The sequence below is a fragment of the Thermobifida sp. genome (assembly GCF_017577275.1).
GTDB lineage: Bacteria > Actinomycetota > Actinomycetes > Streptosporangiales > Streptosporangiaceae > Thermobifida > Thermobifida fusca.
Map to the genome: position 1 here is coordinate 210,043 of NZ_PITY01000021.1, position 17,794 is coordinate 227,836.

Annotated in this window: 18 protein-coding genes; 7 read left to right on the forward strand and 11 right to left on the reverse strand. The window is 67.5% G+C overall.

Annotation, left to right across the window (positions count from 1 at the left end; translation table 11 throughout):
• Nucleotides 1–23: 23 nt before the first annotated feature.
• From CW348_RS09495 to mftD, 3 genes are read right to left on the reverse strand one after another with little or no spacing between them, the layout of a single operon-like run.
• Nucleotides 24–2,162, reverse strand: coding sequence for a glycogen debranching N-terminal domain-containing protein (locus tag CW348_RS09495; RefSeq protein WP_011293396.1), 2,139 nt, complete (start codon nucleotides 2,160–2,162; stop codon nucleotides 24–26).
• A gap of 29 nt (nucleotides 2,163–2,191) precedes the next feature.
• Nucleotides 2,192–2,392 carry a hypothetical protein gene (locus CW348_RS09500; RefSeq protein ID WP_146088098.1) on the reverse strand — a complete coding sequence of 67 codons (201 nt, stop codon included), beginning with the start codon at nucleotides 2,390–2,392 and terminating at the stop codon, nucleotides 2,192–2,194.
• Between the two features lie 42 nt (nucleotides 2,393–2,434).
• Nucleotides 2,435–3,643, reverse strand: coding sequence for a pre-mycofactocin synthase MftD (gene mftD / locus CW348_RS09505; RefSeq protein WP_011293397.1), 1,209 nt, complete (start codon nucleotides 3,641–3,643; stop codon nucleotides 2,435–2,437).
• Between the two features lie 185 nt (nucleotides 3,644–3,828).
• On the opposite strand from mftD, the gene CW348_RS09510 reads away from it, so the two are divergent.
• Nucleotides 3,829–4,278 carry an SRPBCC family protein gene (locus CW348_RS09510; protein ID WP_011293398.1) on the forward strand — a complete coding sequence of 150 codons (450 nt, stop codon included), beginning with the start codon at nucleotides 3,829–3,831 and terminating at the stop codon, nucleotides 4,276–4,278.
• A gap of 162 nt (nucleotides 4,279–4,440) precedes the next feature.
• Nucleotides 4,441–4,980, forward strand: coding sequence for a hypothetical protein (locus tag CW348_RS09515; RefSeq protein WP_104612680.1), 540 nt, complete (start codon nucleotides 4,441–4,443; stop codon nucleotides 4,978–4,980).
• A gap of 215 nt (nucleotides 4,981–5,195) precedes the next feature.
• Here the strand turns inward: CW348_RS09515 and CW348_RS09520 are convergent, their stop codons facing one another.
• The 4 genes from CW348_RS09520 to CW348_RS09535 form a co-directional block, all read right to left on the reverse strand.
• On the reverse strand, nucleotides 5,196–5,972 hold the full coding sequence (locus CW348_RS09520; RefSeq protein ID WP_011293400.1) for a thioesterase family protein: 777 nt from the start codon (nucleotides 5,970–5,972) through the stop codon (nucleotides 5,196–5,198).
• A gap of 287 nt (nucleotides 5,973–6,259) precedes the next feature.
• The gene (locus tag CW348_RS09525; protein WP_011293401.1) at nucleotides 6,260–7,117 is read right to left on the reverse strand and encodes a hypothetical protein; all 858 of its coding nucleotides are present in this window, start codon (nucleotides 7,115–7,117) and stop codon (nucleotides 6,260–6,262) included.
• Between the two features lie 413 nt (nucleotides 7,118–7,530).
• Nucleotides 7,531–8,568: a DUF916 domain-containing protein gene (locus CW348_RS09530; protein WP_238569775.1), complete on the reverse strand. Its 1,038-nt coding sequence runs from the start codon at nucleotides 8,566–8,568 to the stop codon at nucleotides 7,531–7,533.
• Nucleotides 8,561–9,097, reverse strand: a complete 537-nt coding sequence (locus CW348_RS09535) for a hypothetical protein (RefSeq protein WP_011293403.1) — start codon at nucleotides 9,095–9,097, stop codon at nucleotides 8,561–8,563. Before CW348_RS09535 ends, CW348_RS09530 begins: the two co-directional genes overlap by 8 nt.
• A gap of 674 nt (nucleotides 9,098–9,771) precedes the next feature.
• On the opposite strand from CW348_RS09535, the gene CW348_RS09540 reads away from it, so the two are divergent.
• The 4 genes from CW348_RS09540 (at nucleotide 9,772) to CW348_RS09555 (ending at nucleotide 13,612) form a co-directional block, all read left to right on the forward strand.
• Complete coding sequence (locus tag CW348_RS09540; RefSeq protein WP_011293404.1) at nucleotides 9,772–10,431, forward strand: TetR/AcrR family transcriptional regulator; 660 nt, start codon at nucleotides 9,772–9,774, stop codon at nucleotides 10,429–10,431.
• Entirely contained in the window at nucleotides 10,428–11,972 is a 1,545-nt protein-coding gene (locus tag CW348_RS09545; protein ID WP_016189403.1) for an MDR family MFS transporter, read from the forward strand. Before CW348_RS09540 ends, CW348_RS09545 begins: the two co-directional genes overlap by 4 nt.
• Before the next feature lie 163 nt (nucleotides 11,973–12,135).
• Nucleotides 12,136–12,363: a hypothetical protein gene (locus CW348_RS09550; protein ID WP_016189404.1), complete on the forward strand. Its 228-nt coding sequence runs from the start codon at nucleotides 12,136–12,138 to the stop codon at nucleotides 12,361–12,363.
• 148 nt (nucleotides 12,364–12,511) lie between these two features.
• Complete coding sequence (locus CW348_RS09555; RefSeq protein ID WP_104612681.1) at nucleotides 12,512–13,612, forward strand: cellulose binding domain-containing protein; 1,101 nt, start codon at nucleotides 12,512–12,514, stop codon at nucleotides 13,610–13,612.
• A gap of 103 nt (nucleotides 13,613–13,715) precedes the next feature.
• On the opposite strand, the gene CW348_RS09560 is transcribed toward CW348_RS09555, so the two are convergent.
• From CW348_RS09560 to CW348_RS09570, 3 genes are read right to left on the reverse strand one after another with little or no spacing between them, the layout of a single operon-like run.
• Nucleotides 13,716–14,327: a DUF3618 domain-containing protein gene (locus tag CW348_RS09560; RefSeq protein WP_258076857.1), complete on the reverse strand. Its 612-nt coding sequence runs from the start codon at nucleotides 14,325–14,327 to the stop codon at nucleotides 13,716–13,718.
• Nucleotides 14,303–14,743: a phage holin family protein gene (locus CW348_RS09565; protein WP_011293409.1), complete on the reverse strand. Its 441-nt coding sequence runs from the start codon at nucleotides 14,741–14,743 to the stop codon at nucleotides 14,303–14,305. The genes CW348_RS09560 and CW348_RS09565 overlap by 25 nt, the downstream gene beginning before the upstream one ends.
• Before the next feature lie 41 nt (nucleotides 14,744–14,784).
• The gene (locus CW348_RS09570) at nucleotides 14,785–15,381 is read right to left on the reverse strand and encodes a hypothetical protein (protein WP_104612682.1); all 597 of its coding nucleotides are present in this window, start codon (nucleotides 15,379–15,381) and stop codon (nucleotides 14,785–14,787) included.
• 154 nt (nucleotides 15,382–15,535) lie between these two features.
• Between CW348_RS09570 and CW348_RS09575 the strand changes: the two genes are divergently transcribed.
• Entirely contained in the window at nucleotides 15,536–16,747 is a 1,212-nt protein-coding gene (locus CW348_RS09575) for an MFS transporter (RefSeq protein ID WP_016189407.1), read from the forward strand.
• A 7-nt stretch (nucleotides 16,748–16,754) separates the two neighbouring features.
• Here the strand turns inward: CW348_RS09575 and CW348_RS09580 are convergent, their stop codons facing one another.
• Nucleotides 16,755–17,753, reverse strand: a complete 999-nt coding sequence (locus CW348_RS09580) for a glutathione S-transferase family protein (protein ID WP_011293412.1) — start codon at nucleotides 17,751–17,753, stop codon at nucleotides 16,755–16,757.
• Nucleotides 17,754–17,794: the final 41 nt, after the last annotated feature.

A 17,794-nucleotide genomic window follows, 5' to 3' on the forward strand; every position in this document is an offset into this window, starting at 1 on the left:
GGTCGTGGCGGCATCCCTCCCGGTCACTCCACCAAGGACAGGGAGTCCAGCTCACGCGGTTCTGAGACGAGCCGCAGCCCTTCCGGCAGGCCCTCCACTGAGACCTCGTCGCCGGTGACGTCAACGGTCAATTGGCTTCCCGCAATGGGGAGGCGTTCGATCCGCAGCCGGGTGTATCCCGGCGGCAGGCTGGGGGCGAGGCGCAGTTCCCCGCGCGGCACCCACGGGTCGAAGCGGAGCAGGGTCCGCAGCAGGTGGATCGGTGTTGCGGCCGCCCAAGCCTGCGGAGAGCAGGAAGTGGGATAGGGCACGGGTTTGGGATAGTCGGTGCGGTCGAAGCCGCAGAACAGTTCAGGGAGCCGGTATCCGAAGTGTTCGGCTGCTTCGAACAGGGCGGTGGCGACGCGCTGGGCGTGCTCGGTGAAGCCGTAGCGCATGAGCCCGGACGCGATGATCGCGTTGTCGTGCGGCCATACCGACCCGTTGTGGTAGCTCACCGGGTCGTAGGCGCCCATATCGGTGGCGAGGGTGCGGATCCCCCACCCGGAGAACATGGTCGGGCTGAGCAGCCGGTCGGCCACGTAAGGCGCTTTGTCCTCGTCGACGATGCCGCTCCACAGGCAGTGGCCCATGTTCGACGTGCACGCGTCGACCGGTTTCTTCTCGTGGTCCAACGCCACGGCGTAGTAGCCGAGCTCCGGCTGCCAGAACCGTTCGTTGAACGCTTTTTTGAGGTCGGCGGCCCGTTCCGTCCAGTACCGGGCACGTTGGTCGTCTCCTGTCTGGTGGGCCAGGTAGGCGCGGGCGAGGTAGGCAGCATAAACGTAGCCCTGCACCTCGCAGAGGGCGATCGGTGCTTCGGCGATCCGCCCGTCAGCGAAGTTGATACCGTCCCACGAGTCTTTCCACCCCTGGTTGACCAGCCCCTGGTCGGTGCGCCGCCGGTATTCCACGAACCCGTCCCCGTCGCGGTCGCCGTAGCGTTCGATCCATTCCAGGGCGCGGTCGGCGTGGGGGAGCAGTTTTTCGATCTCGGCTGGGTCTGCGCCCCACCGGGACAGTTCACCGAGGAGGATGACGAACAGCGGGGTCGCATCGGCGGTGCCGTAGTAGACGGTGCCGTCGCCCAGCCAGAGGCCGCTCTCCTTGCCCAACCGTGATTCGTGCAGGATACGGCCGGGTTCTTCCTCGGTCAGGATGTTCTCTTCAACTCCTTGCCGGTCGGCAAGAGTCTGCAGGGTGCCGAGCGCGAGTGACGGGTCGAGAGGCAGCGCCATGTAGGCGGTGAGCAGCGAGTCCCGTCCGAACAGGGCCATGAACCAGGGGGCTCCCGCGGCGACGATGGACCGCTGCGGGTGCCGGGAGTCGAAGATGCGGAGGGCGCCCACATCCTGCTGGCTGCGACGCAGGACCGCGAGCAGCGCGTCGTTGTCGGTGGAGACGACCGGGGTGTTGCTCTGCCATTCCCGGAGCCGGCGGGCCGGCTCGGACTCGTCCACCGGCTGCTCTTTCGGGAAGCGGGGTCTCAGGTCCTCCCCGTCGACGACGGGACGCACCAGGACGGTGGTCGACCATTGGCCGCGTTCGGGGACGACGGCGCGGAAGGTGATCCGGTCGTGGGCGACCGAGGTGGCGTCGTCTGCCTGGATGATGACGCCGCGCTGCATGCCGCGCCACCAGCGTTCCACGATGATGCGGGTGCCTTCGCTGCGGAAGACGTAGTGGCCGTCGTTCTGGGGTTCGCCTTTCTTCACCTCGAACAGGTCGGCGAAGTCCGCGTCGACGACGAGGGTTACCGTGCAGGCCGCGGGTTCCCGGCCCATGTTGCGCAGGGTGATGTCTTCGCGCATGCCGGTGCCTACCCGCCGTTCCCGTTCGACGAAGATGGTGTTGCTGGTTCTGCCGCCGCGTCGGGCGCGGGCGAGGAACACGGCCTGGTAGGGCTGGTCGTGGACGATGACGGTGAGCGGCTCAAGCGCCTGGTTGTCGACGGAGAACTCCCATTTCGACACGATACGGATGTCGTCGTAGAAGACTCCGTGCGGGTGGTCGGGGAGCATGCTGCCGTCGCCTGCCGAAATGGCGAAGGAGGTCCCCTCGACAATGGTGACCGCGCCGCTTCCTTCCCCGCTCGTACCAGTGCTGATATTCCAGACCTTCATGCGTGCGCCTCTTCCCCTTTTGTGCGGTTTCAGCCGTAGTAGTCGGGGCTATTGCCGAAGGTTTCCACCGAGCGCCCCGCAGCGCGGCCGCGGTTGTCGGCGCGCGGCAGCATGCTCGGCCTAGGGGTGTCACGCGGGATCGCGCGGCGCGGCCGCGGCGGGCATACCGCGGATTCCGCCCGCAGTCGCCCGCCGGTTTCCCGCAGGGGAGCAGACCGGCGGGCAGTCACGGACTGTGCGGTCGCGACGGTGGGGCTGCTGCCGGAGCGGTACTACTTCTTTTTCCGGGCTGCCGGCACTTTCCCATCCGTCATGGGGATGGTGAACCCTTCCGGGATGACCAGGTCGTTCGGGCTCAGTTCGCGGATCGACTTGTGGCCCAGCCCGATGAGGGCCTCGTCGATGCCGGAACGCAGGATCTCCAGCACCTGGCGGACCCCTTCCTCTCCGCCGGCGGCAAGCCCCCACAGCCATACGCGGCCCACAAGCACGGCTTTCGCGCCCATGGCCAGGGCTTTGACGACGTCGCTGCCGCGGCGGATCCCGCCGTCCATCAGCACTTCGACCTGGTCGCCCACGGCTTCGACTACGGCAGGCAGCGCACGCAGGGAGGCGGGGATACCGTCGAGGTTGTTGCCTCCGTGGTTGGAAACGGAGATCGCTGTGGCCCCGCAGTCGACGGCCCGCCGCGCGTCGTCGGGGTAGAAGACGCCTTTGACCATGAACTCGCCGCCCCACAGCTCCCGCAGCCATCGCACGTCGTCCCAGGTGGGCAGCGGGGTCTGCGTCCATTCCACGTACGCCTGTTTGAAGGTTGGGGTGCCTTTGGCCCGGGTCCGCAGGTTGGGGGCTTTGAGGTCGGGGATTCCGCCGAGCAGGAACCGCAGCGCCCATCCCGGCCGGGAAAGCCCCATGGGAAGGAACTCCACCAGGGTGGAGAGGGTCACCCGCTCCGGAATGGTCGGGCTTCCCCAGTCGCGGCGGCTGGCGAACGACCAGTCCAGGGTGAGGATGAGTCCTTTCGCCCCGGCCTGGCGGGCGTGTTCCACGCGTTCCGCGATGTCGTCTCGGGTTCCCACCCAGTACAGCTGGAAGAACGCTTTAGGGTTGGCCGCAGCCACGTCTTCGAACGGCATGCTCGCGAACGAGCTGAGCCCGATCGCGGTGCCCGCTGCTGCGGCGGCCCGTGCCACGGCCACTTCCCCGCCGGGGTCGACGGCCTGGGCTCCCGCTGGGGAGACGATGACGGGGAAGGAGATCTCCTGCCCCATGACGGTGGTGCTCATCTCCCGTTGAGGGGGCAGGTCCGCGGCGATACGCGGGATCAACCCGATCTCGTCGAACGCTTGGATGTTGTCGTGGAGTGTGAGGCCTTTCTCTGTCCCGGCGATGAGTGACGCGTAGACCGCCGTGGGCAGCCGTTTTTTGGCGCGCCGCTGTGCTTCGGCGACAGACTCCAGTGGAGCACTCGTAAACAGCACTGGGACACCCTCCTCGTTGGCTCGGCACGGCAGCCCACCGCCCTCCACATCCAGTCACCGATGGGCTGCCCACGATGTGTGCGTCCTTCTAACCGTGAGTGACTAGGGCAAACGCCGGATAAGCGGTGTCCTGTCGCTGGGCGCGCCTCCGGGATGCCGCCGTTCGGGTGTCGAATACTCGAGGCATGGCGACCCTACGACGCAGTGTTGAGGTGGCTGCTCCGGCCGCGGACGTCTGGACTCTTGTCGGTGACTTTTCCGCGATCCACCGCTGGCATCCGCAGGTCAGCGCGCCGACCCTGCGCGGCGCATCCCCGCACACCCCGGGGGCGGAGCGCGTCTTCGGTGCGGGTACCGAGGAGGAGCTGGTGGAGCGGCTGGTGGAGCGGGACGAGTCGGCGCGTCGTCTCGTGTACACGATGCCGGATCCGCCGTTTCCGATCACCAACCATCGAGCGGTGCTGGAGGTGGTGCCGCGCGACGACCGGCACTGCACGGTGGTGTGGACGGCGATGTTCGACTGTTCTCCGGAGACCGCGCGGGAGCTGGAGTCGGTGATAGGCGACGGCGTGTTCGCGGTAGGGCTCAACGCGCTCGCCGAGCGTTACGGCCGTGGAGCATCCGCATCAGGCTGAGGGAACGCAACACTCCGTCCTTTGCAAAGTCATTGCCTTGCTGCATGAACCTTTGTCCGCTTTCGGGGGAGTTGGCGAAGAGGGGCGGAACGACAGGGGAGGGACAGTCCCCCTCTGTTCGCCTCCGGCCTAGGACAAGCCCGTGACGGGAAAGGGAAGGCAATGAACCGGACACGTTCCCGCGGCTGGATGCTCTTCGCCGCGACCCTGTTGTTCCTGACAGGGGCGATCAACCTCATCCAGGGGGTCGCTGCCCTGTTCATGACCGACAACCTGTTCAGCTTCGGTGGGGAGGCCTTTTTCTTCAACTTGACGCCGTGGGGCATCCTGCTGGGCCTGTGGGGCCTGCTCCTCTTGGGGACGGGGTTCGCCCTCGTCACGCGTAAGGGGTGGGCACGTGCCCTCGGCGTGGTCCTGCTCGCGATCAACATCGTGGCGCAGTTGGCGTTCTTCGCCGCCAACCCGCTGTGGTCGCTGGTCGTCACCGGTGTCAACCTGCTCGCGATCTACGCGTTGACGGCGGGCTGGTCGTCTGCTGCCGCGGTGGAAGAGGAGCAGGAGGCGATCCAGGAGGCCGAGGAGTCCTACCAGTCGGGTTATGAAGCCGGACTCCGGGAGGCCCGGGAGACCCAGGATGCCCGGAAGGTTTCCTCCTCAGGCGCGCACATCCCGCAGCCGACGCGCGGCGAGCACGCGCGCTGACTGTTCTCCAGCAGAACACCAACCGGAAATCGAGAACCCCACGGCGGTGGTCTCGTCCTCTGGCTCGCCCTTCGTGACAGGCGGGCCGAGGGCAGGGACACCGTCTTCTGCTGTGGTGGCGCCGTCCGGGTGCGGCGGCGGTTGCTGCAGGGCTGTGTCGGGGAAGGGAACGGCCCCGGCGGCAGCGCGGTCGGGGCCGTTCCCCGGTGCGGTGCTCAGCGGGGCCGCACGAGCAGCGGTTGGCTGACTTCCCCGAGGTAGCCGTCGGTGTCGCTCAGGGTGGCGTGGGAGACGCCGAGCCCGTCGGGGGACAGGTGGGAACGGCAGGCCATGTGCACCCATTCGGTGTCGGGGAAGCGGGCCAGGGTGACGGTGATGGACGGCGGGATGAACAGCCAGTGCTCCATCGGCAGGGCCGCGGAGACGCCGTTGGCGGAGTCCGCGACTACGAGGGTGCGGGCCAGTCCGGTGAGTTTTTCTCCCGCGATCAGGGGGATCCGGACCCGGGTCCAGACGTCTGCGGCACTGTCGGCGGTGCCGTAGCCGCCCCGGGTGTACCGCCATTCGATGGCTTCCCCGTAGCCCCACCCGGTGAGGTCGAGGGCCGGATCGGCGTCGGCGAGGGCGGGCGGGTGGAGCTGTTCCCCAGTGGCAGGCGGGGTCGGTCCGGTTTCGATGGCCCAAGCCCGGGCGACGACTGCTGGACGGTCGTCGAAGACCATCCGTGCTTCCAGGAGGGCGATCCGTCGGCCTGGCCGTATCTCGACGGTGTCGACGCGGAAGGGGCGGCGCGGGATGGCACCGAGAAAGTCTGCGGTGATGCGGGCCAAGCGTTTGTCGGGGCCGGCGGCGGTGTCGAGGAGGTGTCCGAGGAGCGCGGTGGGCGGGCCACCGTGCTGGGCTTGGGAGTCCCACGGGCTTTCGGTTGCGCGGGTCGGTTCGTATCGGTTGTCCCCGAGGGGGAGGTAGAAGGCTTCCGCGGGTTCACTCATGGTTTCGTCCTCGATGAGACGGCGCAGTTGAGAGCGGAGGTCACGACAACCGACACTACCGAATCGGATTCGGTTTTGCGGGAGGTGGATCCCGCCTTTAGAACGCCCGCCCCGCCCGCGGAGCGCCAGGGATGCGGTCCGTCTCCCGACGACTACTGCCAGAACCACCGAAAGCCCCGCCACACCATGTGCAGCCTGGGCTTTCAGGGCGAGTAGCGGGCGATCCCGACGGCCAGGGGCCGGGCGTAATCCGCTCCGCTGCCGGCGAAGTCCACAGCCAGTGGGGGTCAGGGAACCCTTGAGCCGAGGTTCTTCTGCGCCACATCCCACTCAGGGTGGGTGCACAAGCCGCAGTGGGGTCCGACGAACTGCTGGCGGGCATTCTGGTCGCCTTTGAGCTGCCACTTCAGCCATTGGACACCGACCCGGCCGTACTCGCCGCCGTTGGGCTGGCCGAAAGTGCCGTAGTGGCCGACGTCCAGGTGGCCCATGAAGGCCGGGAGTCCGGCGGGCAGGCGCCCCCAGTCGTCGACGGCGTTGGCGTAGGCAATGTCGCTGGGGCCGCCGGTGAAGTAGGCGATGGGGGCGTGCAGGTGGGTCAGCAGGTGGTTGTCACGGTCGCTGAGCAGGCCGCTGTTCCACAGGACGGTCGTGGTGATCCGCGGGTCGTCGGCGATCTCGTAGACTTCGAGGCCGCCGCAGGACTGCCCCATGGCCGCGATCTTGGTGGTGTCGAGTTTGCCGCGGTACGGGCTGAGCAGGCGGCTGTTCTCTTCGATCGCCCAGTCGATCGCCTCGGTCAGCATGGCGGCATCGGTCCGGCCGAAGCCGTTCGGGCGGCCGTTCGCGATGACGAGGAAGCCGTGGGAGGCGAACTCGAGGAGGATGTTCTCGAACATCGTGCCGTTGGCTAGGCAGGCGCCGTTCCCCCACACGACGATGGGCAGCTTCTCGTTGCTGGGCAAAGTGGCCGGCCGGAAGATGGTGTGGTTCCGCAGCCGCAGGGTGGTCACGTATTCCGCCGGGTAGGGGCCGGTGCCGGAGGCGGCAACGGCTGTGCTCGAAGTGACGGGTATCAGGAGGGCTGCCGCCAGCAGACCGGCGAGGAGGGTTGCTGCACGGCGCTCCAGGGCGCGCGCTCTCATCTCTCCACTCCAATAACCATTGCGGACTTTTCTGGATTTTCCGATCTGCGGTCAAATATTCGATTGGATTATTGGAGTGTCAACACCGGGCTAAGGAGACTGGTGATTCCACTGATCCCCAATCTGATCAATGGTTCCCAAAGTCAGACATATCAATAGATGGCGTATTTTTCACAGAATTCACCAGCCGGAAGGCCGTGTAGATGCCCGGACCTTCTGGGCAAACATCGAGACAATTCCCTTCTCTATTCCGAAATATGACGGGCCCTCCTGCCCCGTTGGACGGAACTACGGAGCAAGAGGGCCCTACCGTCATCGAAAGAGTGTGTGTCTGGGCGAACACCTCCTTTGTCTGGCTTTGCCGAGGGCACGCCGCACCGGGGAGTGAGCGGTGCGGACACCTGTATCGCCGATCAGTCCCGGGCCGGGGCGCTGAGCCGCTTCCGTCGCACTACCAGGGCCAACGCCACGGTAAACACCGCGAACATCAGGGCTGCAGCGACGACGTACCACGTCAGATCGCTCCAGGCACGCAGGAGGGTGAGGCTGACGACGCTTCCCGGTTCTGGGAAGACCACCTCGGCGGCAGCCGTGCGCTCCACCTTGCCGCTTCGGAGGAGGAGTTCCGCGCGCCACGGTCCATCCGGCAGCTCTTCGGTGAGCGGCACGGCGACCTTCCCGGTCTCGCCGGGTTGCAGGGTGACGGCAGTCCCAGTCGGATACGGTCCCGCGCTCAACCCCCCGGGGCCTTCGGTGAGGCGAAGTTCGCCACGCAGGTCCAAAGCCCGACCACCCGTGTTGCGGACCTGAGCGATGATGCTGGGGCGGCCTTCATCGTCGCGTTGTGCGGTGAGATCGGTGATCTCGAAATCTGAGGGAGGCTCCCCGCCTGGCCCGACGCTCAGGTAGATCCGCACTCCCACTCGGTGGGTGTGCCCGACATTGTGCTTCTCGTCGGGCGGGACGCTGCTCTGCGCCCACACCACGGCGTAGCGTTCCCCTTCCGCCGCATCCTCGGGAACCGCGATGGTGACGGTCGCTTCGATGCTCTCGTGGGGGTCGAGGACCGGTTTCTCAGGAGCGACACTGGTCCATTCCGCCAGTTCGTTGGCGGTGCGGCCCGGGGCGAAAGTGAACGCGCCGTTCTTGATCTCCGCGGAGGCGGGGTAGAGCTCGAACTGGCGGCGCTCCCCAGTGTCGTTGCTGACCTTCACCCGCCGTTCGATGGTGGTTCCCGGTTTGACATGGTCGACGATGTAGAGGTGCGCCCTCGGGTCGTCCCTGCGGTTGACCGGGGCTTCCAGCAGCTGAATGCCGATGTTTCCCTGACCGTCCGCGGGGCGGGCCGGCGTGGCCGCCGCGCTGGCGTGGACAGGAACGAGCAGCGCAGCGGCCAGGCCGAGCAGTGCGGCGAGGACGGTCATCACACCGGCTCGCACGGGGCTACGCAACCGAGTGCACCACCGTGCCGGTGTAGGTGCCCGCAACAGCCCCGCTGGGGACTGCGATGGTCAGTGTCGGATTCCAGGACACCGAGTTGGCTCCCGAGCCGGTGGTGTGGCTCATCGCGGTGACAGGGGAGTCCAGGGTCCCCGGGCTTCCAGGAGTGAACTCCCCGGGCGGAGTGGGGTCGATCGCGGCCCCGGGATCGTAGGTGACGTTCGCCGCGGGGATCGTCTCCGGCGTTGTTCCCGTTCCGGTGGTGAACGGCGCGTCCAGGGTGGCAGTAGCGACCCAGCTCGCGTCGAGCGCGGCGCGGCCGTCAGTCACGCTGACCGTGCCCAGGGCACCGGAGGTGGAGCCTCCAGGGGTCGCGTCGGGCAGGGTCGCGGTCGTGGGAGCGGTGATGGCCAGCTCCGCAGCGGTCACCGCAAAGGTCGTCGTCGTGCTCGCCGTGGTGTCTGCGGCTGCCGGAACTGCCGCGGCGGCAACGAGGGCGGTGGTCGCTGCTGCGATGCCAGCCATTCTGGAAATGCGCATCGGTGCTCCTTGCAAGAGATCGGTGGTACCCCAGCGACCTCTTTACATCACTATCCGTAACTGATATTTCACTTACGGAAACCGTGTCGGTGACACTTCTTCTCGCAGCCGCAGAGGAAAACTGACCGACGGAAACACCGCGGGCCAGCAGCATGCGCCCAGCAGCCATTCGCGCCCACCTGTTCCGCGCTTCAGACTTTGAGGCAGTACTCGGCACTTTCCGCGCCCGCCTGGGCGCTGGTCTGCACCGCCCTGAAAAAGCCCTCATCCCGGACTTGTTGCGCAGTTGCCTCCCGGTGATTGAGCGCAAGAGCCACGGACAACGGTCAACGAGACCTGCACCTCAGCGGACCTGCCCGTAGGGGTTTCCCATAGCGGAACAACTGTGACCGGATGTGCTGCGGTGCACTCCACGCGCCGGCATGATCGACTGCTCCCCCACGCCAGCACCCTGGCGTCCCAGGGACGCCTACCGCACTGGAGAGCCGACACCGCCTGGAAGACCCCACGCACCAGCGGATTCCCCTGTGTCCCCCGAGGCTGCGCTGCTGTGCCTGCAGACCAAAGCCGTATCGGGAGCATCACACCACTGAGGGTGATTTTTGCAGACATGCATCATTGCTCAGGTGTAAGATTGCATTCATGCAATTTTTTGTGAGTGACAAACTACCCCCATGAGTGAGGCAAAGACGGCACGGTCCAGCGGCGAAACCCTTCGAGCGCGCAAACAGCGGCAGACCAGGGAAGCGATCCACCGGGCAGCCCTCCGCCGCGCCCTGGAATACGGGATCGACAACGTCACCGTCGCGGAGGTCAGCGCCGAAGCCAACGTCTCCCCACGGACGTTCTTCAACTACTTCCCCACCAAGGAAGACGCGATCTTGGGCCTCCGGGACGTCCAGGACAGCGTCGCCGAGGACGCGGCAATGGAGTCCCTCATGGACCGCGAACCCACGGGCGACCTCCTCGCGGACGTGACCAACCTGGTCCGCTCGGTGTTCTCGGCGACGCTCAGCGGAAACACCCGCGACCAGATCCGGGAAGCCGTGATCCGCTACCCGCAGCTCCGGCGCCGCCAGCTTGAACGCTTCTCCCTCGTCGAACAGCGGCTAGGCCGCATCGTGGCCCGGCATTTGGAGTCGGACCCCCGGTTCAGCGACGGCTCCCTCGACATCGAAGACGCGGCCCGCATGATCGTCGCGATCTGCGCTGGCGCCATCCGCTTCGCCATCCACAAGTCCGCGGACCACCACGCCGCATCCCTCGAGGAAACCGAACACCACTTCGACCAGACGGTGGAATTACTGAGAAAGGTGATACAGAAGCTCCAATGACCGTGCCTGCCCGCTCGGACTCCTCCGAGACAAGCCCGGCCCCTATCACCCGGCGCAGCGTCGTCCTGATCTTCCTCGCCTTGATGCTGGCGATGCTGCTGGCCTCGCTCAACCAGACCGTGTTGAGTACCGCCCTGCCCACCATGGTCGGCGAGCTCAACGGTGTCGACCAGATGCTGTGGGTGATGACGGCCTTCATCTTGGCGTCGACCATCATGATGCCGATCTACGGCAAACTCGGCGACCTCATCGGCCGCAAAGGCCTTTTCCTCGCCGCCATCTCCCTCTTCATCGCGGGCTCGGTGATCGGCGGTCTGGCCCCCACCATGGACTGGCTGATCGCGGGCCGGGTCGTGCAAGGGCTCGGCGGCGGCGGTCTGATGATCATGTCCCAGGCCATCATCGCCGACATCGTCCCGGCCCGGCAGCGCGGCAGGTATGCGGGGTTCATCGGAGCGGTATTCGCGGTCTCCTCGGTTGCCGGTCCGCTCCTCGGCGGCTGGTTCACCGAAGGGATCGGCTGGCGTTGGGCGTTCTGGATCAACATTCCCCTCGGCCTGCTCGCCTTGGCCGCCGCAGCTTTTCTCCTGCGCCTGCCCCGGCCGCGTCCGGAACGGCTGCACGTGGATGCGTGGGGCATGGCGTTCCTGGCCGCTGCCACCACCTGCCTGATCCTGACCAGCACGTGGGGCGGCAGTCAGTACGCCTGGAACTCCCCGGTGATCATCGGCCTCATCCTCGGCACCGTGGTCTCCTCCGCCCTGTTCATCCTGGCCGAGCACCGCGCCGCTGAACCCATCATCCCGCTCCACCTGTTCCGCGACCGCACCTTTGTCCTCACCACGGTTGCCGGGCTGCTCACCGGCCTCATGATGTTCGGCATCCTCGGCTACGTCCCGACCTATGTGCAGATGGCCACCGGGACCGAGGCCACCGTGGCGGGCCTGCTCATGACCCCCATGATGGGCGGCCTGCTGGTCACCTCGATCGGCACAGGACAGTTCGTCAGCCGCACCGGGCGCTACAAGTGGATCCCCGTGGGCGGGTCCTTGATCGTCACCGCAGGGCTCCTGCTCCTGTCGACCGTCACCCCCACCACGCCGATCTGGGCCATCTGCGGCTACCTTGTCGTCGTCGGCATCGGACTGGGGTCGAGCATGCAACTGCTCGTCCTGATGGTGCAGAACGCGTTCCCGCTCTCCCAGGTGGGGACGGCGACCGCCGCCAACAACTTCTTCCGCCAGATCGGGGCGTCCCTGGGCTCGGCGATCGTGGGCAGCCTCTTCACCGTGCGCCTCATGGACTTCCTGACGGAACGCCTTCCCGGGGGAGCCGCACTCCCCTCCGGGGGCACCACGTCGTCCCTCACCCCCGAGCTGGTGCACAGACTGCCCGATTCTCTCCGCCAGGTCGTCATCGACTCGTACAATGACGCTCTCATCCCCTTGTTCCTGGTGCTCTCCCCGCTGGGTCTCGTCGCGGCCGCCCTGTTGACCCTGGTCAAAGAGAAACCACTGGCCACGACCATCGAACGCGACTAGTCCCCCGCTGTCCGGCGCAGGCTCCCTCTGGTCCCGCGGGCAGCGGGCACGTTTGCGTTCGACGCGGGCGGGGCAGCAGACACACAGCCGTTGCGGTGCGCCCGGCACGGCTGGTTGAACAACGGTGCAGTCCCAAACGGACTTTGAGAAGACAGGAGTCCGGATGGCGTCGTCGCAGCGGGCCCTGCGCCACCGGGCGCGTGGGGCCCTGGTCATAGTGGTGCTTGTCCTTTTCGCCGCAGGGCTGGTGGGGAGCGGCAAACCCCACATCGCGGCGAGTCTACTCCTCGCGTCACTCTGGCTTTTCCTTGCCTTCCGGCACCGGCCCTATCGGCCGCTGCCGTCGCTTTCCCGCAAACCCGTGCTGCACGACGAAGCCGAAGAGCCCTAATTGCCGGGGTGCTCCCTCACGTTCGCTTTGCCCGTTCTTTACACCGCGAGCTACCGGCCATTAGCATTCACAGCGGGTATCGACACCTGCACTCACGGTGCTTTCCAATCCTGGAGGAGGGAGGGGAAGCGACCTTGAGGAGTCTTTCATGTCCCGTACCTGGGCACGTGCGGTCACCGGCGCGTGCAGCGCACTGGTGGTAGCAGCGGCCACGCTCGTCATCGGCGGCGCCCCGGCAGCCTCGGCAGCCGACGGCTGCTCTGCGGAATACACGGTTGCCAGCGACTGGGGAAGCGGTTTCGTCGGCAACGTCACCGTCACCAACACCAGCGGAACGCCCGCCACCGGGTGGACGGTCCAGTGGACCCTGCCGTCCGGTCACACCATCACCAACACGTGGAACGCCGAACTGTCCGTGAACGGCTCCACAGTGACCGCCACCAACGCCTCGTGGAACGGGTCGCTCCCCGTGGGCGGCAGCGCGTCCTTCGGTTTCCAGGGCACGGGGTCGGGCGCCTCCTCCCTCCCCACCGACATCGCGTGCTTCCTCGCCGCCCCGGGCGGCGGCACCCCGGGCGGCCCTGACGAGCCCGGTGGCCCCGATGAGCCCGGCGGTCCTGGAACCCCGGGCGAACCGGTGCGGATCATGCCGCTGGGCGACTCGATCACCGGCTCCCCCGGCTGCTGGCGGGCCCTCCTGTGGCGTGACCTGACCGACGCCGGATACACCAACATCGACTTCGTCGGCTCCCGCGCCGGCGACGGCTGCGGCTTCCCCTACGACCACGAAAACGAAGGCCACGGGGGCATGCTGGTCACCAACCTGGCTCGCAGCGGACAACTGTCCACCTGGCTGTCCGCCACCAACCCCGACATCGTGCTCATGCACTTCGGCACCAACGACGTCTGGAGCTCTCTGCCCACCCAGACGATCCTCGACGCCTACAGCACGCTGGTCAGTCAGATGCGGGCCAACAACCCGAACATGACGATCCTCGTGGCCCAGATCATCCCCATGGACTCGGCGCGAAGCTGCGCCACCTGCGCCCAGGGCGTGCAAGCCCTCAACGCTGCGATCCCCGCGTGGGCGGCCAGCGAAAGCACCGCCCAGTCCCCCGTCATCGTCGTGGACCAGTGGACCGGATTCGACACTGGCACCGACACCTACGACGGGGTGCACCCCAACGCTTCCGGGGACGCCAAGATCGCGCAGAACTGGCTGGAGGCGCTGATCCCGCTGCTTGACTAACCGTCTCCGCCAGCCGGGGGTGCGGCCCAGTGCCGCGCCCCCTCTTTTTCCACTCGGGAAACGCCGCCCGCGGGAGTTACGGCACGTCCGCTCCGCAACCGGTCTACTGGACGTGCTCCCGGGCCCGCTGGGCTTCCCGCTGAGCGGTGTCCCGGGCCGCCTGCCCGCCGTGCGCCGCGGACTCCTTCACCTGCTGGGCGGCCTGCCGCGTGGACTCCTGGGCTTCTTCCCCGACCCGCTGCGCGGACTCCGTCAGCGACTGCTTGACCGGTTCCACTGCGCCGCCCATCCGTTCCTTGATCCGGCGGGCCGCTTCGCGTTCCGTCTGGCTGTCGGAGATCACCGACGCCGCGAGCAGTCCGGCGCCGAACGCGATGAGTCCAGCGGTCAGCGGATACCCCTGGGTGCGTTCCACAGTCCGGCCCGGCATCGACTTCACCGCTTCCGACGCCTGGCCCGTCCCGCTGCGGACGCTCTCTTTAGCTGAGGCAGCGTACTCCTGGGCCCGCTGCCCAGCCTCCTGTGCTTCTGCCTGGTCCGGGGAGGTTCCCATCACCCGCTCCTTGAGAGTGCGGAATGCGCCGCGGAGCTGGTCGATGCGCCGCCGCACCATCCCCCGAGGGCTGGCACGCTGGGCGATCCGGTCCACGTCGTCGCGGAGCTCCGCGCGGGTCACTTCGATGTCGTTCCTTATCTCCTCGGGTGTTTGGCCCACTGCGCGTCCTCCTTCAGCGTCTCAATAGTCCGTTCCGGCTTCGGGGAGACGTCGCGCATCTTGGCGCGGCCCACGAAGGCCAGCGCTCCGGCGGCGATCCCCCACAGCACGGCCACGATCAGCGCCGCCCACCCGGCGTCCATCACATTCGCCAGCGCATACACCAGGGCAAGGCTGGCGAAGCCGAGGAAGAGCAGTGCTGCCACGCCTGCTCCGGCGAGCATCCCCGCGGCCTTTCCTGCTTTGACCCCTTCTTCCCGGAATTCGGCTTTGGCCAGGTTCAGTTCCTGGCGGAACAGGGTCTGCAGGTCGTTCATCACCTCACTGATCAACTCGCCCAGCGAGGCTTCGTCCCGCTGCTGCGGTGCGCTGACACGCGAGCCAGTGCTCTGTTGCGGAATCTGCGGTGAAGCCATGTCACGTCCTCTCTGCGTGCTCGCCTGTGTGCGGGGGAGCCCTACGGCTCCTCGGCAGAGGGTGCGGACTCCTCCTGGCGGGGCGGAGGGGTCCGCACCGGTCCAGGGCCGGAACTCTCGACGGCCGAAGACTCCGCTGTTTCCTCCTGCGACTCCTTGGTGACCGCCTTGGCCAGCCGCCCCACCGCGAATCCGGCGAGGGCAGCCCCGGCGAGGAAGAGTCCCGGCCGTCGCCGTGCAAACCCCCGGATCTCATCGGCGACTCCGTAGAGGCCGCGCTGGTCCAGGAAGTCAGCGGTGCGGTGTCCCCGCTCGGCGACCTGCCGCACCACATCCCGTACCGGCGAGTCGACCTCGGTCTGGTCTGCCATCGCCGCCAGGTCGTCCGACCATTCACGCACCATCTCCGCGACCCGCTGGGCCTGGGTCCACGTCTCTTCGTCGAGCTGGTCGCGTATCCTCGTGGCTACGTGCCGGGCTTGGGTGCGCGACTCGCCAGCGACTTCACGGGCCTGCTCTTTGACCGTCGCGGCGACTTCTCCCGTGGACTGGCGGGCCTGGTCGGCAACCTCCCCTGCTTTCTCTTTCGCTCCGCTGGACCGTTCACCTGCCTCGGAAGGCGCGGTCTCATAGGCCATTGCCGCCCACCTCTTCGTCTCGGGTCTGTGCGGTTGCTGGTAGTCGCAGCTACCCACAGCTCCCCCGGCCATGCCCGCACCGCCGACGAATCACGGCAGCACCACCGCTCACCCCGGTGCGTCTCCGGTTGCGTCCACCCAGTACCAAGGAGCCATGGCTTTTTTCCTCCTGCGGAAGCGCGAAGGCAGCGACGTCCGGTCCCGTGGTCCGCTCGCTGACCGGGACTTCCTTCTCCTGCTGGCGGCGACCGTCGGTGTGTTCACCAACTACGCGCCCCTGCTGTCCGTGGTCCCGCTGTGGGCCGCGGTGGGCGGCTCGGACCACAGCGGGGTGGGCACCACGACCGCGGTGACCATGGCGACAACCGTCGGCATCCAGGTGTGTATGAGCCGCCTGCTGCGCTGGTGGGGGCCGTACCGGCTCTTCGTCGCCGGGGCGCTGCTGCTCGGCGTGCCGACGTTCGGTTACCCACTCTCCGCGGACCTGGGGTGGATCTTGGCGGTGTGTGCGGTGCGGGGCCTCGGCTTCGGCATCGTCACCGTGGTGGGAAGCGCGCTCGTCGCCGAGCTCACCACTCCTGACCAGCGCGGCAGGGCTGTGGGGTGGCACGGGGTCGCCGTCGGCATCCCCCAGATCGGGTTTCTTCCGCTAGGAGTGTGGGCGGCGGACACGTTCGGTTTTCCCGCCGTCTTCCTGGTCACAGGGCTGTCCAGTTCCTTGGCTGCTCTCCTCGTCGGCGGGATGACCCGGCGGAGCACGGCCTACGGCAGCCGACCGGAAGCCGACCAGCCGAGTTCCCGCCGCGTTCCGCTCCGCCCGCTCACCGCGCCCTGCCTGGTCATGCTCGTCTCCGCGTGCGCCCTGGGCGGCGCCACCGCGTTCCTGCCGCTGGCAGTGGACACCGTGATCGTCTCGGCCTCCCTGTTCGCGCTCTCTGCCGCGATGACCACGGGACGGTGGTGCGCGGGGGCGTGGAGCGACCGCTACGGCGCGGGACGCCTCCTCGTTCCCGGCGCGATCCTGTGCGCCGCGGGAATGGCGGGCCTCGCGGTCGCGGTCGCCGCGTTCCCGGTCCTGGCTGTCGCCGCCGCGGCGCTCTACGGGTTCGGTTTCGGCACCGTGCAGAACGACGCCATGGTCGTGATGTTCCACCGCGCTGGCCCGCAGAACCACGGCACGGCCAGCGCGGCCTGGAACGTCTCCTTCGACGCGGGCACCGGGGCGGGGTCGGTCTCGGCCGGGCTCATCGCGCAGGCCGTGTCCATTCCCGGCGCCTACGGTGCTGCCGCGTTCCTCATCACCGCCGCGGTCCCCTTCGCGTGGCGTGATGCCGGACGCAGGCGCGGCAGCGCACCCGCCCGTTGACGGACGGTCACCACTGGGCGGGGATGCGTTCCGCTTCTGGGGGAGGTCCCGGCGGGGTGCCGTCCCCGAACGGGCGGCCGCCCAGTTCTTCCCGGCCGTGCGGGGTGAGCCAGCCGGACAGGTCCGGTCCCAACGGCACGATCCCCGACGGGTTGATGTCGCGGTGGACCACGTAGTAGTGCCGTTTGATGTGGTCGAAGTCCACGGTGTCGCCGATGCCCGGTGTCTGGAACAGGTCGCGGGCGTAGGCCCACAGCACCGGCATTTCCGTGAGTTTGTTCCGATTGCACTTGAAGTGGCCGTGGTAGACCGCGTCAAAGCGGACGAGGGTCACGAAAAGCGCGATGTCGGCGACGGTGATGCTGTCGCCGACCAAGTACCGCTGCCGCGACAGGCGCTCTGAGAGAGCGTCGAGCCGGGTGAACAGGGCGGTGAACGCCCGCTCGTAGGTCTGCTGTGTGCGGGCGAAACCGCACACGTAGACGCCGTTGTTCACGTCCCGGAAGATCACTTCGCTGATCTCGTCGATCTCGTCCCGCAGCGGCTCGGGGTACAGGTCGGGTGCGCCTTCACGGTGGAGGCTCCGCCACTCGGTGGCGAAATTCGCGGGGATATGCAGGTAGTCGTTGGTGACGAGTTTTCCGCTCGGAATGTCGACGATCGCGGGAACGCTGATCCCGCCGGTGTACTCGGGGTCGCGGGCGTAGTAGGCCTCGGCGAGGAAGCGGATGCCGAGCACCGGGTCGCGGCCGTCCGGGTCGAGGGTGAACCGCCAGCTGCGTTCGTCCTGGATAGGGTCGGCCACGGCGAGGGAGATCGCGGATTCCAACCCTAGGAGGCGGCGGGCGATCATCGCCCGGTTGGCCCACGGGCAGGCCCGGCTGACGATCAGCCGGTACCGTCCCGCCTCTACCGGCCACCCTTCGGAGCCGTCCGCGGTAATACGGTCGACGAAGTGGCTCGGCGACCGTTTGAACTCGGGTTTGTTTGACGTGTCGGCTCCCATATCCACCCTTTCCGTCTGCGCTGTCGGGAGCGCATCCGCCT

Coding starts and splice junctions, on each gene's coding strand:
- CW348_RS09575 (WP_016189407.1), top strand. CDS start 15,536: ATGGCTTTTTTCCTCCTGCGGAAGCGCGAAGGCAGCGACGTCCGGTCC.
- CW348_RS09510 (WP_011293398.1), top strand. CDS start 3,829: ATGGCGACCCTACGACGCAGTGTTGAGGTGGCTGCTCCGGCCGCGGAC.
- CW348_RS09555 (WP_104612681.1), top strand. CDS start 12,512: ATGTCCCGTACCTGGGCACGTGCGGTCACCGGCGCGTGCAGCGCACTG.
- CW348_RS09540 (WP_011293404.1), top strand. CDS start 9,772: ATGAGTGAGGCAAAGACGGCACGGTCCAGCGGCGAAACCCTTCGAGCG.
- CW348_RS09580 (WP_011293412.1), bottom strand. CDS start 17,753: ATGGGAGCCGACACGTCAAACAAACCCGAGTTCAAACGGTCGCCGAGC.
- CW348_RS09535 (WP_011293403.1), bottom strand. CDS start 9,097: ATGCGCATTTCCAGAATGGCTGGCATCGCAGCAGCGACCACCGCCCTC.
- CW348_RS09515 (WP_104612680.1), top strand. CDS start 4,441: ATGAACCGGACACGTTCCCGCGGCTGGATGCTCTTCGCCGCGACCCTG.
- CW348_RS09520 (WP_011293400.1), bottom strand. CDS start 5,972: ATGAGTGAACCCGCGGAAGCCTTCTACCTCCCCCTCGGGGACAACCGA.
- CW348_RS09525 (WP_011293401.1), bottom strand. CDS start 7,117: ATGAGAGCGCGCGCCCTGGAGCGCCGTGCAGCAACCCTCCTCGCCGGT.
- CW348_RS09570 (WP_104612682.1), bottom strand. CDS start 15,381: ATGGCCTATGAGACCGCGCCTTCCGAGGCAGGTGAACGGTCCAGCGGA.
- CW348_RS09565 (WP_011293409.1), bottom strand. CDS start 14,743: ATGGCTTCACCGCAGATTCCGCAACAGAGCACTGGCTCGCGTGTCAGC.
- CW348_RS09495 (WP_011293396.1), bottom strand. CDS start 2,162: ATGAAGGTCTGGAATATCAGCACTGGTACGAGCGGGGAAGGAAGCGGC.
- CW348_RS09545 (WP_016189403.1), top strand. CDS start 10,428: ATGACCGTGCCTGCCCGCTCGGACTCCTCCGAGACAAGCCCGGCCCCT.
- CW348_RS09550 (WP_016189404.1), top strand. CDS start 12,136: ATGGCGTCGTCGCAGCGGGCCCTGCGCCACCGGGCGCGTGGGGCCCTG.